Origin of the sequence: Cobetia marina, assembly GCF_001720485.1 — a bacterium.
GTDB classification, from domain to species: domain Bacteria; phylum Pseudomonadota; class Gammaproteobacteria; order Pseudomonadales; family Halomonadaceae; genus Cobetia; species Cobetia marina.
Genome location: NZ_CP017114.1, coordinates 2,067,259 through 2,082,266, shown reverse-complemented (window position 1 = coordinate 2,082,266; position 15,008 = coordinate 2,067,259). Strand labels below are relative to the sequence as shown.

Genomic DNA, 15,008 nt, shown 5'->3' with positions numbered 1-15,008 from the left:
GCCATCGCATTACCGGGATTGTCGGATAGCGCCAATCACCCCACACCCTCTTCCTGGCCTGACATGACGCTTGATCAGGGCAGGATGCGGCTGCCCGACAATCCGCATATCTCGGATCAGGCGGCTGAACAGGCATTGGGACGATGACGAGTCTGTCGGGACGATTCCCAGTGCATTTATTGATCCAGATCAACAATGGGTTACCATCGATAACGCCCTACCCTGCATCAAACTTAAACAATTATAATATTCTAATTATAAAGGCGTTCTTGCCCACGGTTATTTCAGGAATCCCGGTGTCCTGCGCAGCCACCGGCATGCCATGCACGCCAGGACCTGCGTACGATCTCAGGGGGCTTCTCGCCCATCCGCCCTGGGCCCTTTACCACTCGTCCCCTGGTGTGACCAGAGGTGGGCAATCTCGATGATGCACTGAAACAGCGCCTGGGGGATGGTGCGACGCGCAGGCAATCCCTGCGCAAGCAGCGCCACCAGCTCTGGCGAGGCATGGACGGGAAGCCCCACTTCAGTGGCGTGCTGCTGAAGACGCGTGCCCAGGGATTTTGCCAGACCGCAGGGGAATGCTCGCTCTGCGGGCTCTTGGGGCTGAGAGCGGATATCGACGTCGGCAGCCCCGTCTTCGCTGCCACTGGCGGTCTCGAACATTGCCGGGCCATCAGCGTATCGCGGCGGTCCCATTGCCTCACCAGGGCGGCGTACGTGAACGCGAGGGGCAAGGGCGTGCAATGCCTGAGGCAGGCTCTCGAGCAGTGCATCCCGCGCAACGGCATGCCGTGACTCCAATATCACGACAAGCGCCACTGGCGATGCGAGTTGATACCACAGAAGCGTGGCCTCCAGCACGGCTCCCTGCTCGGCCGTGAAGGTCATGACGACCCGCCACTGGGCCACGGCCTCCTCTTCACTGTCCGCCTGCCCCGCCAACGCCGTCACACTGGCAACAGGCAAGACCTCTCGGGGCCCCTGCTTGCGTGACCCCATGCCTCGCGGTCGCGGAGTCGGCGGAAAGTAGAGGCTGAAGAAGGCATGCAATCCAGGCAACAGCAGCCCCTGCCAGTTGAGAGGTTGCCCCAGCACCAGACGCAATTGCTGCTGAAGCACGCCTGGGTCAGCGCCCTCCCACTCATCGACATCTGTGGCGATCGCAGAGCTGGCGTGCTGCATCCCCTCACGGTAGGCGCTCACCGCCTGTGACTCGCGAGTCGCAGGCTCCCTGCGCGAGGCAAGTGCCGGGTATGCCATCAGCGCCGTGGGTATCGCCACCCCCGAATCCGGACGTGTCGACACCCACGGCGGCGACACCCGAGACTCCGAGACCGGCAGATAGCGTGCCTGGGTCAGCAGCAGCGCCTGACGCCAGGCAAGCAAGGCATCCAGACGGGCCGTCGAGGTCTGGGGATGAGCACTGAGGTCGGCAAGCGGGGTCCGTCCTTGATACCAGTCCAGCAGGTCAGCCTCATAGAAGAGACCGCTCTGACTGATCTGCTGGCGCAATGCCGCAGCCAGAGGAAGGTGCGGGGTGGCCGAGGCGATCTCGTAGGCAAGCCCCGGCAATGGCCGGCCACTCGCGAGCCACTCCTGCAGGGAGATCCCTGCCGGCATCTTGATACCGCTGGCAGCGGAAGACGTATCGGCAGGCAGGCGACTCAACGCCTCGAGTAGATCAGAGATCAGATGGGCACGATCCGTCAGCTGCACGGCGGCCGCCGGCGACTCAAGACCCGACGAATGACGGGATGCGTCGATGTCGGGCTGAGCCCCACTGGCAAGGCCCGGTGTGCGCGTTACCGGAAAGACAGTCCCCGAATCCGCCGCCGGGGGTGGCTGGGCCGTGCGGCCCAGCACCTGGTGGAGCAACCCATCGATCAAGGGAGTGATGCCTGTCATCTCAGCGCCTCCCCTGGTGTAGTGGTGTCATGCGCGGCGCTCAGAGCTGGACAGGCTGGCCATGATGACGCTCGGCATTGCCAATGGCCTCATCCGGCCCGAACCGACTCAACTGAGATGCTGGCGATGTCCGTAACTGCGCGCCAGCTTGCGCCGAGTCCCCACATCGCCAAGCACTTCCTGCAACTGCGCCTTGCGCGCATTGAGCAGCGTCGTCAGCTCCGCCTCCATGCTCGTCAGCCCCTTCAGCTGACGCTCAAGATACTCACGAGCCTCCGCGCTGCCGGAATCCGGCATGCGCAGCGATTGCATCTGCTCGATATAGCGCGTCTGACCCTGTATGACACCCGGCCAGTCTCCTGCGCGCGCTGCCACCAGCATGTTGGACATCTGAGTGAAGAGCGCATCGCATAGAGCGGACGCTTCATCCACTGATGGCGCATCGATTTCCATGATCATGACTGTCCCTTGTCGTGAGCCGCGATCTGACGCCAGGCCTCGCCCAGCTCGCTGAGCAGGCGGCGCGCTTCATCCAGCTTCTCCACACTGTTGGACAGATTGGCCTGGAGCAGCAAGCGGGCAATGTAGTCATACATACGATCCAGGTTGGCGGCGACGTCGGCTCCCTGCTCGTGATCCAGACAGGCACGCAACCCATCGGTGATGATGTTGATGGCCTTGGTCAGAGATTGTCCCTTGGCCACGATATCGCCTGCCTCCATCTGCAGACGGGCCGCGGCCAAGGTGCGATCAGCTCCCTCGAACAGCATCACGATCAGCTGGTGGGGACTGGCAGACAGGACTCCGGATTCCACGCCGACACGGGCGTAGGCATTGGCCCCACGATAGCGACTCATGACGTTTGTCTTCCTTTGTTCATAGCGTATTCAAGGCCTTCAACAGCCTGATGTCAGATGTAGGATGGCGGCGTGTGATCACCTGGCCGGCTAGTCGGTCAGGTTCCAGCTGTTTTCCAGAGTTTCCAGCTGTCCCGTCAGGTAATCGCTGGTCGAGGTCAGATTGGCGACCAGAATGTCCAGTGCCGTGAACTGTTCCCGGTAGCGCTCGATGGTGGCGTCAATGGTGGTCTCGGTCTGCTCGTACTGACTCTCGAGACTTTCCAGCGAGCTTTCGATGCTTTCGGTCGTGTTCTCGAGGGTACCGTCATCGCCGACCACCTGATCCAGCAGGCCAGCCATCTGACTTGCGAAGCCCACGCTTCCCGCTTCGCTGTCCGAGATGAAGAAGCCGGACATGGCGGCCAGCTGCGTGGCATCCGCCTCATCGATCATGGCGCTGTCGAACTCAAGCTTGCCATCGTCCGTGCGAGTGACTCCCAGCGAGGACAGCGCATAGAAGTCCCCCTCACTGGTGAAATTCAGCGCCGAGGTGAGCCGGCTCTCGATGGTTCGCAGCGTCGAATCGCCCAGCAACTCGCCCGCCGTGCCTTCATCGGCATTGAAGGCGGTGTAGTTGTCGATGGTCTTCTGCAATTCGTTGTAAGCGGTGACGAAGGCCTGCAATGCCGAACTCGCCTTTTCCGGGTTCTCGGCCACCGTCACCGTGCTCGGTGTCGTGGTCACGTCGCTCAAGACGAGGCTGAGGCCATCCACGGCATCGTCGATCTCATTGGAGGTGCTGTGCATGGCGATGCCATTGACACTGAAGCTGGCATCCAGCGGCTCCACCACCTGCTCGACCTGACTCGCGGATGGCGCGGCGGGGTCGAAGCCAAGCAGGTCCTCCAGCGCCGGCTCTTCACCGCTGGTCGACAGGCTGATGACGGAGTCCTTGCCGGTCTCCCGGGAGGTCAGCACCAGACGATACGGCGAGTCAGAGCCGTCGTTGACGATGGAGGCGCTGACCTCAAGCCCTGCCGCATTGATGGCATCTCGGATGCCTTCCAGACTGTTGTTGCTGGAGTCGATCACGATCTCGGCGGTGCGCTCGGCGTCCGCCACATAGCCATCGTCACTGCCGAGACTTCCAAGCGAGAGCGTCAGCGTGGTGGCCGTCCCGCTCCCGATGGCCTCATCGCGATGGGTCTGACCCCCGGTCGCCAGGCTCTGCGCCTGCGCCAGCTGGGAGACCGAGACCGAATAGCTGCCCGGCTCCGCGATATTGGTGGCGCTGGCACTGACGCCACTGCCACTGGCGGTGGTCGTCATGCCGGCATAGATATCGGGATCAGCCAGGGACGCTGCCGCCGTGTCCAGCGACTCCAGACGACTCTGGATCGTCCCCCAGGCCGACAGCTCCGCCTCGTAGCTGGCCTGCTTGTTGGCAATCGGCGTGAGCTTCTGGCGCTCGGCGCTCTCCAGGTCACTCAGCAGGCCATTGAGGTCAAGCCCCGACCCTATCCCCAGCGATGAAATCGTCGCCATAAGCCTTCCCCTTGAGCATTAGCGATATTCTGGCATGCCGTTCGCAGCGCCATCGGGCGAAAAAGCACGCATACCACACGCAATTGTGTCCCGGTTGCTGCATTTATCGGCCACATCAGCAATCACTTGAGTCTTGTGGCGTCATTTCTTCATCACCGATTCTCGCCCCCGCTCGCTCGCCTTCTGCGCCGTCCACTACAAAAAAGTAGTCGCTCTACAGAGGCTACGACGTTTCGCCTACCGCGCCGCAAACGTTTGCGCGTCATACTGTCGCCCATGGTGAACCCGTCAGGTAAATGACTGGATCGACTCGCCCCTGCCTCATTCAAGGACTGAGACGTGAAACGACAAGGCCTACTCAACGCGCCGCTCAGCGGGCACATCGCTCGCCTCGGCCATACCCAGACCCTGGTGATCGCCGATGCCGGCCTGCCGATTCCCGCCGATATCCCCTGTGTGGATCTGGCGGTCATTCCCGGGCTGCCGGCCATGCTGCCGGTGCTCGACGCCCTGCTTGCAGAGCTGTGCATCGAAGCCGTGACCCATGCCAGCGAGCTGGCTCTCAAGAGCCCGGAGCTTCACGACGCGCTCTCGACCCGCCTGGCCTCACTGGAGCAGCGTGACGCCAAGCCGCTTGAGCGCCATGTGATCGAGCACGAGGCCTTCAAGGCCGAACTCCCCAGGGCCAGCGTGATCGTGCGCACCGGTGAGTGCACGCCCTACGCCAATCTGATCCTGCATTGCGGAGTTCCCTTTTGATGGGCATGCAGACGCAAGATGTCACGCATCCGACCCCGCAAGCGCCCAAGGTCAATGAGGACGCTGCCCCGCGCGTGCTGATGGCATTGCGCGGCATCGACAAGGGCTTTTCCGGGGTCAGCGTGCTCAAGGGCGTCGACCTGACGCTGCGCGCCGGCCGCGTGCATGCGCTGGCTGGCGAGAACGGCGCAGGCAAGTCGACGCTGATGAAGATTCTCTCCGGCGTGTATCGCTATGACGCCGGCACCCTGTGGCTTCGCGATGAGGAAGTCATCTTCACCACCCCACGCCAGGCCATGGACAGTCGCATCGCCATCATTCACCAGGAACTCAATCTGGTGCCGGGCCTGTCCGCCGGCGAGAACATATTCCTCGGGCGTGAACCACGCACTGCGCTTGGCACCGTCGACTGGAAGCGCCTGCATGCCGATGCCCGCCAACTGCTGGATCGCCTGCGCCAGACACTGGATTCACGCACCGCCGTCAGTGAACTGAGCATCGGTCAGCAGCAGATGGTGGAGATCGCGCGCGCCCTGTCGCTTGACGCCGAGATCATCATCATGGATGAGCCCACCGATGCCCTGACGGACATCGAGACGGACATCCTGGCCGAGGTGGTCGCGGAGCTGCGCGGTGAGGGACGCTCACTGGTGCTGATCACCCATCGTCTCAACGAGATCTTCAGCATGTGCGATGAAGTCGCCGTGCTGCGTGATGGTCAGATGATCCATCAGGGGCCGACGGCGGAACTGGACGAGGATGGCTTGATTCGCCTGATGGTCGGCCGTGAACTGGCCGAGCGCTATCCCTATACGCCCGCCAGCCCCGATGGCGAGGTGATGCTGGAGGTGAAGGAGCTTCACGCGCCGGGCGTCAATGGCATCAGCTTCTCGGCGCGGCGCGGTGAGGTGCTCGGCTTCGGCGGCCTGATGGGCGCAGGACGCACCGAGCTTGCGCGCGCGCTGTGCGGTGATACCCGCATCGCGGCGGGAAGCGTGACCTTCAACGGACAGTCCGGGCAGTTCCCCTCGCCGGCCGCGGCACTGGCGGCAGGCCTGGTCTATGTGCCGGAAGATCGCAAGCAGTCAGGACTTATTCTGGCGCACTCGGTGGCCAGCAACATGTCTCTCAGTGCCCTGCCGAACTTCTGTGGTGCGCTGGGGCGCATTCGTCACGGCGAGGAAGCCGCCGCGGTCGAGCAGTTCGTCAAGAGCATGCAGATCAAGATCAGCGATACCGCCCAGGCGGTCGATACGCTGTCCGGTGGCAATCAGCAGAAGGTGTCGCTGGCCAAGGCACTAATGCCGGCACCGGAGCTGGTGATTCTCGATGAGCCGACCCGCGGCGTCGATGTCGGCGCCAAGCGCGAGATCTACCTGCTGATCAACGAGCTCAAGCGTCAGGGCAAGTGCATCCTGCTGATCTCCTCCGAGATGCCCGAGCTGCTGGGTCTGGCGGATCGCATTCTCGTGGTGGCCGATGGCCGGATTTCCGGTGAATTCAGCCGCGAGAACGCCACCCAGGAAGCGATCATGACAGCCGCCTCCGGTCTCGAGAGCCCGCTGAGTGCCAGCACTGGCGCCACCCGAGCGACCCCTCCACACACGTCTTCTGATTCCCGCCACGAGATGCCGAACTGATGTCCACTCCCACTTCCTCCGCCGCCGGCGACCGTCGACTCGACATCATGCGCCTGCTGGTCGACAACAAGGCACTGATCGCGCTGGCACTGTTGATCGCCGTCAGCGCCGGCCTGTCCGACAACTTCCTGTCTGCCGACAACCTGCTCAACGTGCTGCGCCAGACCAGCATCAACGCCATCATCGCCATGGGCGTGACCTTCGTCATTCTCACCGCCGGTATCGACCTGTCAGTGGGTGCGGTACTGGCACTGACCGGCGCCTTCGCCGCCTCGATGACCGCCGCCGGCCTGTCACCGTGGCTGAGCGTGCCCGGCACCATCATCGCCGGTGCCGCACTGGGCGCAGTCTCGGGTCTGTTCGTCGCCTTCGGACGCATCCAGGCCTTCATCGTCACCCTGGTGGCGATGACGGTGCTGCGCGGCGCGACGCTGGTCTACACCGATGGTCGCCCGGTCTCCATCGGCGTCAGTGAAGCCGCCGACAGCTTCTGGAACCTGGGCGGCGGCTACTGGATGGGCGTCCCGATTCCCATCTACATGATGTTCTTCGTCTATGTGCTGTGCTGGGGCGTGCTGCATCACACCCGCTTCGGCCGTCACGTCTATGCGGTCGGCGGTGGCGAGAAGGTGGCACGCCTGTCCGGCATCAACGTCAATCGCATCAAGATCAGCGTCTACGCCATCGCGGGTGCCTTCGCGGCACTGGCGGGTGCCATCCTGGCCGCCCGTCTGGGTTCGGCACAGCCGAATGCCGGCACCGGATACGAACTCGACGCCATCGCCGCCGTCGTCATCGGGGGCACCAGCCTGATGGGTGGTCGAGGCCGCATCTTCGGCACCTTGATCGGCGCACTGGTGATCGGGGTCTTGAACAACGCGCTGAACATCATGGGGGTTTCAAGCTACTTCCAGATGATCGCCAAGGGCGCCGTCATCCTGCTCGCGGTACTGATCGACAGCCGCGCCCAGAAATAGTCTCGAACGCGCGCGAAAGACGCTTGCGATTTCATTCCCGGCAGCATCGAAGACCCTCGATCCCGTGCGCCAACCACGGGGTCATGAATCGCCAGGGTCGCCGACAACGAAGACGCCAGACGATGGCGTCGACAACAATGAAAGGAACCACGCCATGAAAAAACTGCTCGTTTCCTCGCTGACCACCGCCATCACCGCCGCCGGTCTGAGCATGATGCCGGTGCAATCCGCCATGGCGGACAAGATCGCGCTGGTCGTGTCCACACTCAACAACCCGTTCTTCGTCAGCCTGCAGCAGGGTGCCAAGGACAAGGCGGCGGAGCTCGGCCATGAGCTGATCGTGCTGGATTCCAGCAATGACGCCGCACGTGAGCTGTCCAACGTGGAAGACGCCCTGTCACGTGGCGTGGACCTGCTGCTGGTCAACCCGACCGACTCCGACGCCGTCGTCTCCAGCGTGCGTACCGCCAATGCACGCAACGTGCCGGTGGTGACGCTGGATCGTAGCGCCAACGGCGGCCGGATCGCCGCCCACGTGGCCTCCGACAACGTCGCGGGTGGCGAACTGGCCGGCAGCTTCATCGCCGAGAAACTCGGCGGAGAAGGCAAGGTCGTACAGCTAGAGGGCGTGGCCGGTGCCTCCGCGACACGTGACCGTGGGGAAGGCTTCCTCAAGGCCATCGAGGGTCACTCGGACATCAGCCTGATCGCCAGCCAGCCGGCCAACTTCAATCGCACCCAGGGCCTCAACGTGATGGAGAATCTGCTCCAGGCGCATCCTGAGGTGAATGCCGTCTTCGCGCAGAACGATGAAATGGCCCTCGGCGCACAGCGCGCGCTGCAGGCGGCCGGCAAGGACATCCTGCTGGTCGGTTTCGACGGCACCGATGAAGGCATCAAGGCGGTTCAGGCCGGCAAGATGGACGCGACCATCGCGCAGCAACCGTCACTGATCGGCAGTCTCGGCGTGGAAGTCGCCGACAAGCTGCTCAAGGGCGAGGATGTCGACAAGACCACCGACGTGCCGCTCAAGCTGATCACCGAGTAAGCGCGAGCCCGCGAGACGTGACACCAAGACGCCGGCCTCGTGCCGGCGTTTTCGTCACCGCTCTCCACCGGCGCCACCGACACGCCACGACACTCACATCGACAGACGTGACGACACTCACCACGACAGACGTGACGACAGGCGTCAGAACAGATGCATCATTCCACCAGGGACAGGGGACAGGCAGCGTGATTCGACTCAAGGATGTGGCGGCACGGGCAGGCGTTTCCGTCACCACCGTCTCACATGTGGTGAATGCCACTCGGCCCGTCGCCAGGGACACCGAAGCGCGGGTGCGCGAGGCCATCGCGGCACTCGGCTATCGGCCGGACAGCGTGGCACGCGCGCTGAAATCCAATCGCAGCCGCACGCTGGGGATGATAGTCACCAGCGCGCACAACCCGTTCTTCGCCGAGGTGATCCGTGGAGTCGAGGACCGCTGCTATCAGGCAGGCTACAGCCTGATCCTGTGCAACAGCGATGACATCGATGCCAAGCAGCTCAGCTATCTCGAGACACTGCGCGATCGCCGCATCGATGGGCTGGTGGTGATGACCGCCGAGAACGGCGAGGGCTTTCTGCAGGCTCTCAGCGCCCTGCCGCTGCCGACGGTGATGATGGACGCCGAACCCCAGCCGGGCTGGGACATGACGGTGGTCAACGATGACTCGCGCCTGGGGGGCAGGCTTGCCATCGAGCATCTGATATCCCGCGGACTCGAGCGCATCGCGCTGTTGACCGGCCCACGCGATCACGCCCGCTCGCGGGAGCGCCTGTGCGGAGCACTCGGGGCGCTCAAGGCCGCCGGCCTGGGCGTACCGGAGGACTGGCAGGTCGCCACCGACCTGATGCTGGAAGATGGCCATCGCGCCGCTCACCTGCTGCTGGCGGACCCCGGGGATCGACCGGACGCCATCTTCGCCTTCAATGACCTGCTGGCGCTGGGCTGTCTGCGCGCCGCGCAGGATCTCGGTCTCGAGGTCCCACGCGAGCTGTCGATCATCGGCTACGACGACATCGAGATCAGCGCCTACCTCAACCCGGCACTCACCACCATCCGCCAGCCGATCTATGAACTCGGCACCACGGCAGTGGAACAGCTCATCGCCCGCCTGGAGGGTTCCCCCTTCCCGGGTCAGACCCAGCTGGCCCCCACGCTGGTCGTGCGCGAGAGCGTTTCGAGGGTAGACCGGGCCTCATCAGGCTCGCGCTGATAACAGCTCGGCATCAAAGATATCCATTATCAACATTTCTCTTATAGGTGATGGCGACATACCGTAGGCCACCTTGATCGACGCCAGATCAGCGCGTCAGATCCGCACATCAGCACAATGCGCAAGAGGAGCCTTTCGGTGAGCCATCAAGACGAGACGACCACGGAGACCCCCGAGTCCTCCCCCATCAGTCGCGGCCTGCTGTTGCTGATGGCGATTGCCGTGGCCGCCACGGCAGCCAACCTGTATTACAACCAGCCGCTGCTGGCCGACATGGCGGCCTCACTCGGCGTCAGCCAGGGCACCATCGGCATGATTCCCTCGGCCACGCAGTTCGGTTATGCCGTGGCGATCCTGCTGATCTCGCCGCTGGGCGACACCATGGACAGACGCCAGTTGATCCGCAATCTGTCCATCACCCTGGCCGTGGCCTCGCTGGGCGTCTTTCTTGCCCCGAGTCTCTGGCCATTGCTGGTGGCGAGTTTCGTGGTCGGTCTGGGCGCCAACATCACCCAGCAGCTGATCCCGCTTGCCGCGTCACTCTCCACTCCGCAGAGGCGCGGCAAGGTGATCGGCACGCTGATGACGGGGCTGACCATCGGCATCCTGCTCTCGCGCACCCTGAGCGGCAGCATCGCCGAGTACTGGGGCTGGCGCAGCGTCTTTCTGGTCGCCGCCATCCTCGCCATCGTCATCGGTGTGTCACTGTATCGTCAGCTGCCGAGTCGTGCCCCTGCGGTGCAGATGGCCTATCCCAGGCTCATCGCCTCGATGTTCACGCTGCTGAAACGCCATGCGCTGCTGCGCGAATCCGCGCTCACCGGCGCACTGTGGTTCGCGGCCTTCAACGCCATGTGGGCGACACTGGCACTTCATGTCACCGACACGCCCTTTGATTACAGCGTTCAGCAAGCCGGACTGTTCGGCATCATCGGACTGGCGGGGATCATCGGGGCCAAGGCGGCGGGACGTCTGGTCAATCGCGTCGGCGCAGGCCCCTTGATCAGCCTCGCGCTCACGATGGTGGTGGCCGCCTTCGCGGTACTCGGCCTCTGGGGAGACAGCCTGACGGGGCTGATCATCGGCATCATCCTGCTGGATCTCGGGGTCTTCGCCGCCCAGATTCCCAATCAGGTGCGCGTCTTCTCCATCGACCCCGAGGCGCAGAGCCGCATGAATGCCGTCTACATGCTGTGCTATTACACCGGTGCCGGCCTGGGCTCGGCCGTCGGGGTCAAGATGATGAGCCTCTTCGGTTGGCAGGGCATGGCAGTGTTCGGGCTGACGCTCGGGGCGCTGGCGCTCGGGCATCACCTGCTCAGACAGCGCCGGCCAGCGGCGCCCTCCCACAAGGCCTGAACGTTCCTCTCAAGGGGTCCGTGGGCCCCGACGACAGCGAATGCCGCCATCACTCACGGACTGCGGCAAATGACGCCATGATTCAGGTAGTCGATTCAGGTACACTCTGCGCGCCATTTCGGTGCGTGGCCTGACTGCGACGACCAGCAGTCCGCCGACCAGCGAGATGGTACGCGATTCACGGCCTGTACTCAGGGCAAGAACCCGTCAAACTCTCGAGATCCACATGAAGCTCATCGTCAAACTTGTCCTCGGCATCATCGCCGGTCTTCTGATCGGTCTGATGGCCCCGGATATCGTGGTCCGCGCGGCGCTGACCGCCAAGGTCATCATCGGCCAGCTGATCAACTTCACCATCCCGCTGATCATCCTGTTCTACGTGATGAGTGGCATCGCCTCTCTGCCGAAGAATTCAGGCGCCATGCTCGGACGCACCGTCGGCATGGCCTATGGCTCCACCATTCTCGCTGGCATCTTCGCCTTCCTGGTCGCCAGCAATCTGCTGCCGGGCATGCTGTCCGGCATGGCGCCCGTGGCCGAAGGCCGCGACGCACTGGCCCCCTTCCTCGATCTCGAGATTCCGGCCGCGTTGCCGGTGATGACGGCGCTGGTACTGGCCTTCGTCTTCGGTGTCGTCATCAGTCGTCGGGAGCTTCCGACCCTGAAAAGCGCGGTATTTGAATCACGTGAAGTGGTCGACGTGTTCCTCAACAGCGTCATCATCCCGCTGCTGCCGCTGTTCATCGCCGGTACCTTTGCCGAGATGGCCTATGAGGGCAAGGCGCTGTCGACACTGGATACCTTCTGGAAGGTGCTGGTGCTGGCCATCGTGATGCACTGGATCTGGTTGAGCACGGCCTATCTGATCACCGGGCTCGTCCAGCGTCGCTCGCCGCTGGGACTCCTGCGCAACATGCTGCCCGCCTATCTGACGGCGCTGGGCACCATGTCCTCCGCCGCGACCATTCCGGTCAGCCTGCGTCAGACCAAGGCCAACGGGGTCAGCGATGAAGTGGCGGATTTCAGCGTGCCGCTGTGTGCCACCATCCATCTGTCAGGCTCCACCATCACCATCGTGACCTGCGCTACCGCCGTGATGATGATGAGCCATGACCTGGCCATCGCCAGTCTCGGCGAAGTCGTCCCCTTCCTGATCATGCTGGGCCTGACCATGATCGCCGCGCCCGGTGCGCCGGGCGGCGCCGTGATGGCCGCACTGGGCGTACTCGGCAGCATGCTCGGCTTCGGCGAGGCGGAACTTGGCCTGATGATCGCGCTGTATCTGGCACAGGACAGCTTCGGCACCGCCACCAATGTCACCGGCGACGGCGTGATCGCGCTGTGGGTTGACCACTTCGCCCGCCGCGATGGCGTCGTCGCGGACAGCGATGCCCGAGCGCTTGATGAGCAGGCAGCGCGTTCACGCTCCTGAAGCAGGCCACCCGAGCGTCACGGACTGATCTCCAGGGCGCTCGGGACAACCGCTGCACACGAAAATGCCCCGCCACTTCTCGAGTGGCGGGGCATTTTCGTGTGCAAGGCTTCCACATGCTCAAGGTGAGGCATGACGCCGCGCCGCGCCTGACACCATGCCCGTGAACGGCTACCATGAGCGCCCACGCGTGAGCGCTGTCATGGCGGTGAGTTACCGCCTCTCTGTTACCGTTGCCGGAGTGCCAGATGTCCCTGCTTGACTCTTTCCCCCTCCCCCGCGTGCCCAACGCCTGCCCCTGCGACGCACACTGGCGGCCTGGTGCCTCGCCGGTGGCAGCTTGATGCTGGCACAGGAGGCCAGCGCCCTGGAGATCGGCATGCCTGCCGACGCCGGTGTCAGCGCCAGCCCTGCCGTCGTGCTGGAAGCCGAAGGTACCCTCGAGGACTCACTGCGCGAGCCGCTGACCCTGACGCAATACGCCAGTGCGGATGAGGTGATGAAGGGGCTGCGTGATGGCACTCTGGACGCCGCCTACCTGACGCCCTGGAACCTCAAGGCACTGGCCGAGAGCGGCGTGCCGCTGCGGGTACTGGATGGCGCGGACCTGGATGATGTCAGCCTGGTCGCACGCGATGAGCTGATCCGCTATACCAAGCTGTTCGAGCCGCAGGAAATGCTGATCCGCTTCCTGAATGACACCACGCGTGCAGTGCGGGTGGTGATCAGCGACAGTGATGCGCGCTCGCATCTGGCGCTCAAGCAGTGGATCGAGGTCAAGGTCGGTTCCAGCATGCAGCTGGTGAGCCCGCGCTCGCTGGAAGCGCTGGAAGGTGATGAGTACGCCGGCGATGCGCCCAAGGCGCTGATCAACAGTCGCAAGATGCATGCCGCCTTCCTGGGTGGCGATGACGCCTCCCGTCTGGTGGCCCTGCACCCGCTCTCCAAGGACTGGCTGCCGCGCGCCAACATGCTGGATCTTCCGCGCATGCTGCTGGTCAGCCGCGCCGACATCGCCGATGACGCTCTCGATGCCGAGCTTCAACAGCTGGGCCAGGCCCACGCCGCGGCACAACGCACCCTGCATCAGGAAGACCCGACGAAGGCGGCCTTCATGCTCAAGCAGGAGTGGCCGGCCCAGGCCGGTGAAGCGCCAAGCCTGCCCCAGGTGGTACATGCGCTGAATGGCAATGCGCTTGCCGTCAGTGACATGCGTCAGGCGCTCAATTACTGGCTGGGCGAGCAGCAGGCCAAGGTCACCTGGCCCGAACTCCAGCCGTGAGTGACGGTCGTGAGTGACGGTCGTGAGAGACAGTCGTGAGCCGTCCTGATCCCAGGCCGTCTTGCCCCTCAGGCCGCCTCGGACCGTCAAACGCCAGGCGCGTCAGCCAGACACGAAAAAACCCGCCAATTGGCGGGTTTTTTCATTCATCAGAGACGATCAGGCGTCCAGCGCTTCCGCGATCTGGGACTGAGCCTTGGGACCGATACCCTTGACCTCAGCGATCACGCCGTCAGCGTGGGCCTTGCGGACCTTGGCGACGTCATCGTAGCCGGCTTCGGTCAGCGCGCGGATAGCTGCAGCGTTCAGACCCAGGTCTTCCAGGGAAGCCGCGTCTGCGGTGTCCTCGGACTCCGCCTGCTCTTCAGCGGCTGCCATCGGCATCATGCGGGACTGGGCGATGGCCTGTTCACGGGCCAGACGCGCCTTGTACTGCACCAGCTTCTGGTTGAACTCGTGTTCGACCTGCTTGCGGTGCTTGTCAGAGGCTGCTGCCTTCTCGCTCAGACGCTCGTTGCGAGCACGCAGGTCCTCGACTTCCTTCTTTGCCTTGTCACGGGCATTGCGGAGCTTGTCGGCTTCCTTGCTGGCTTCACGCAGCTGACGCTCCAGCTCCTTGATGCGGGCGTTCTGGTCCTGCTTGGTGTCCTGCTCCTGAAACAGGGATGCAAGCTGATCGTCAAGAGTAGCGTCGGTCATACTGCTATGTTGCCTCGAATAATTGATAAAGAGCTAAAGTCTGGGCGCACATTCTACCGCAGTTCTTCAGTTTGTGCTGCATTTGAGCGCAACCGAGCGGGATGAATGTGATGTCGGTGTCCTGCCTGGCGCAATTTTACCCCATCCTCACCATAGCGCCAGCACTGGCTGTCTCTGGCGCCGGGTGAGCCTATCGGCCAGTCGTCGTGGCGGTCTTCACGCATGCCACGACGACTGGCCAGGCAATTCCTGCCCCCTTCTCACGTTCACATTCACATTCATGTTCACATTCACGCAAGAGGGGGC

At 63.5% G+C, this 15,008-nt stretch carries 13 protein-coding genes; 8 read left to right on the top strand and 5 right to left on the bottom strand.

Annotation, left to right across the window (positions count from 1 at the left end):
• Positions 1–348: 348 nt before the first annotated feature.
• The 4 genes from BFX80_RS08840 to fliD form a co-directional block, all read right to left on the bottom strand.
• Complete coding sequence (locus tag BFX80_RS08840) at positions 349–1,908, bottom strand: hypothetical protein (protein WP_084208622.1); 1,560 nt, start codon at positions 1,906–1,908, stop codon at positions 349–351.
• 108 nt (positions 1,909–2,016) lie between these two features.
• Positions 2,017–2,367 carry a flagellar protein FliT gene (locus BFX80_RS08835; RefSeq protein ID WP_077376168.1) on the bottom strand — a complete coding sequence of 117 codons (351 nt, stop codon included), beginning with the start codon at positions 2,365–2,367 and terminating at the stop codon, positions 2,017–2,019.
• Positions 2,364–2,765, bottom strand: coding sequence for a flagellar export chaperone FliS (fliS, locus tag BFX80_RS08830; RefSeq protein WP_077376165.1), 402 nt, complete (start codon positions 2,763–2,765; stop codon positions 2,364–2,366). The genes BFX80_RS08835 and fliS overlap by 4 nt, the downstream gene beginning before the upstream one ends.
• Before the next feature lie 90 nt (positions 2,766–2,855).
• Positions 2,856–4,292 carry a flagellar filament capping protein FliD gene (fliD, locus tag BFX80_RS08825; RefSeq protein ID WP_084208621.1) on the bottom strand — a complete coding sequence of 479 codons (1,437 nt, stop codon included), beginning with the start codon at positions 4,290–4,292 and terminating at the stop codon, positions 2,856–2,858.
• Positions 4,293–4,631: 339 nt separating this feature from the next.
• Between fliD and rbsD the strand changes: the two genes are divergently transcribed.
• From rbsD to BFX80_RS08785, 8 genes are all read left to right on the top strand, one after another.
• On the top strand, positions 4,632–5,051 hold the full coding sequence (rbsD, locus tag BFX80_RS08820; protein ID WP_084208620.1) for a D-ribose pyranase: 420 nt from the start codon (positions 4,632–4,634) through the stop codon (positions 5,049–5,051).
• Positions 5,051–6,691: a sugar ABC transporter ATP-binding protein gene (locus BFX80_RS08815; protein ID WP_240499725.1), complete on the top strand. Its 1,641-nt coding sequence runs from the start codon at positions 5,051–5,053 to the stop codon at positions 6,689–6,691. Before rbsD ends, BFX80_RS08815 begins: the two co-directional genes overlap by 1 nt.
• Positions 6,691–7,668 carry a ribose ABC transporter permease gene (gene rbsC / locus BFX80_RS08810; RefSeq protein WP_084208619.1) on the top strand — a complete coding sequence of 326 codons (978 nt, stop codon included), beginning with the start codon at positions 6,691–6,693 and terminating at the stop codon, positions 7,666–7,668. The genes BFX80_RS08815 and rbsC overlap by 1 nt, the downstream gene beginning before the upstream one ends.
• 154 nt (positions 7,669–7,822) lie before the next feature.
• Complete coding sequence (gene rbsB / locus BFX80_RS08805; protein ID WP_084208618.1) at positions 7,823–8,716, top strand: ribose ABC transporter substrate-binding protein RbsB; 894 nt, start codon at positions 7,823–7,825, stop codon at positions 8,714–8,716.
• 188 nt (positions 8,717–8,904) lie between these two features.
• Positions 8,905–9,930: a LacI family DNA-binding transcriptional regulator gene (locus tag BFX80_RS08800; RefSeq protein ID WP_084208617.1), complete on the top strand. Its 1,026-nt coding sequence runs from the start codon at positions 8,905–8,907 to the stop codon at positions 9,928–9,930.
• 138 nt (positions 9,931–10,068) lie between these two features.
• Positions 10,069–11,289, top strand: a complete 1,221-nt coding sequence (locus BFX80_RS08795; RefSeq protein ID WP_240499724.1) for an MFS transporter — start codon at positions 10,069–10,071, stop codon at positions 11,287–11,289.
• A gap of 226 nt (positions 11,290–11,515) precedes the next feature.
• On the top strand, positions 11,516–12,721 hold the full coding sequence (locus BFX80_RS08790; protein ID WP_084208616.1) for a dicarboxylate/amino acid:cation symporter: 1,206 nt from the start codon (positions 11,516–11,518) through the stop codon (positions 12,719–12,721).
• A 343-nt stretch (positions 12,722–13,064) separates the two neighbouring features.
• Positions 13,065–14,003 (top strand): hypothetical protein, encoded by a 939-nt coding sequence (locus BFX80_RS08785; RefSeq protein WP_084208615.1) that lies wholly within the window; start codon positions 13,065–13,067, stop codon positions 14,001–14,003.
• A 159-nt stretch (positions 14,004–14,162) separates the two neighbouring features.
• On the opposite strand, the gene BFX80_RS08780 is transcribed toward BFX80_RS08785, so the two are convergent.
• Entirely contained in the window at positions 14,163–14,702 is a 540-nt protein-coding gene (locus BFX80_RS08780) for a hypothetical protein (protein ID WP_077376142.1), read from the bottom strand.
• Positions 14,703–15,008 lie beyond the last annotated feature (306 nt).

Coding starts and splice junctions, on each gene's coding strand:
- BFX80_RS08840 (WP_084208622.1), bottom strand. CDS start 1,908: ATGACAGGCATCACTCCCTTGATCGATGGGTTGCTCCACCAGGTGCTG.
- BFX80_RS08835 (WP_077376168.1), bottom strand. CDS start 2,367: ATGATCATGGAAATCGATGCGCCATCAGTGGATGAAGCGTCCGCTCTA.
- fliS (WP_077376165.1), bottom strand. CDS start 2,765: ATGAGTCGCTATCGTGGGGCCAATGCCTACGCCCGTGTCGGCGTGGAA.
- fliD (WP_084208621.1), bottom strand. CDS start 4,292: ATGGCGACGATTTCATCGCTGGGGATAGGGTCGGGGCTTGACCTCAAT.
- BFX80_RS08815 (WP_240499725.1), top strand. CDS start 5,051: ATGGGCATGCAGACGCAAGATGTCACGCATCCGACCCCGCAAGCGCCC.
- rbsC (WP_084208619.1), top strand. CDS start 6,691: ATGTCCACTCCCACTTCCTCCGCCGCCGGCGACCGTCGACTCGACATC.
- rbsB (WP_084208618.1), top strand. CDS start 7,823: ATGAAAAAACTGCTCGTTTCCTCGCTGACCACCGCCATCACCGCCGCC.
- BFX80_RS08790 (WP_084208616.1), top strand. CDS start 11,516: ATGAAGCTCATCGTCAAACTTGTCCTCGGCATCATCGCCGGTCTTCTG.
- BFX80_RS08785 (WP_084208615.1), top strand. CDS start 13,065: ATGCTGGCACAGGAGGCCAGCGCCCTGGAGATCGGCATGCCTGCCGAC.
- BFX80_RS08780 (WP_077376142.1), bottom strand. CDS start 14,702: ATGACCGACGCTACTCTTGACGATCAGCTTGCATCCCTGTTTCAGGAG.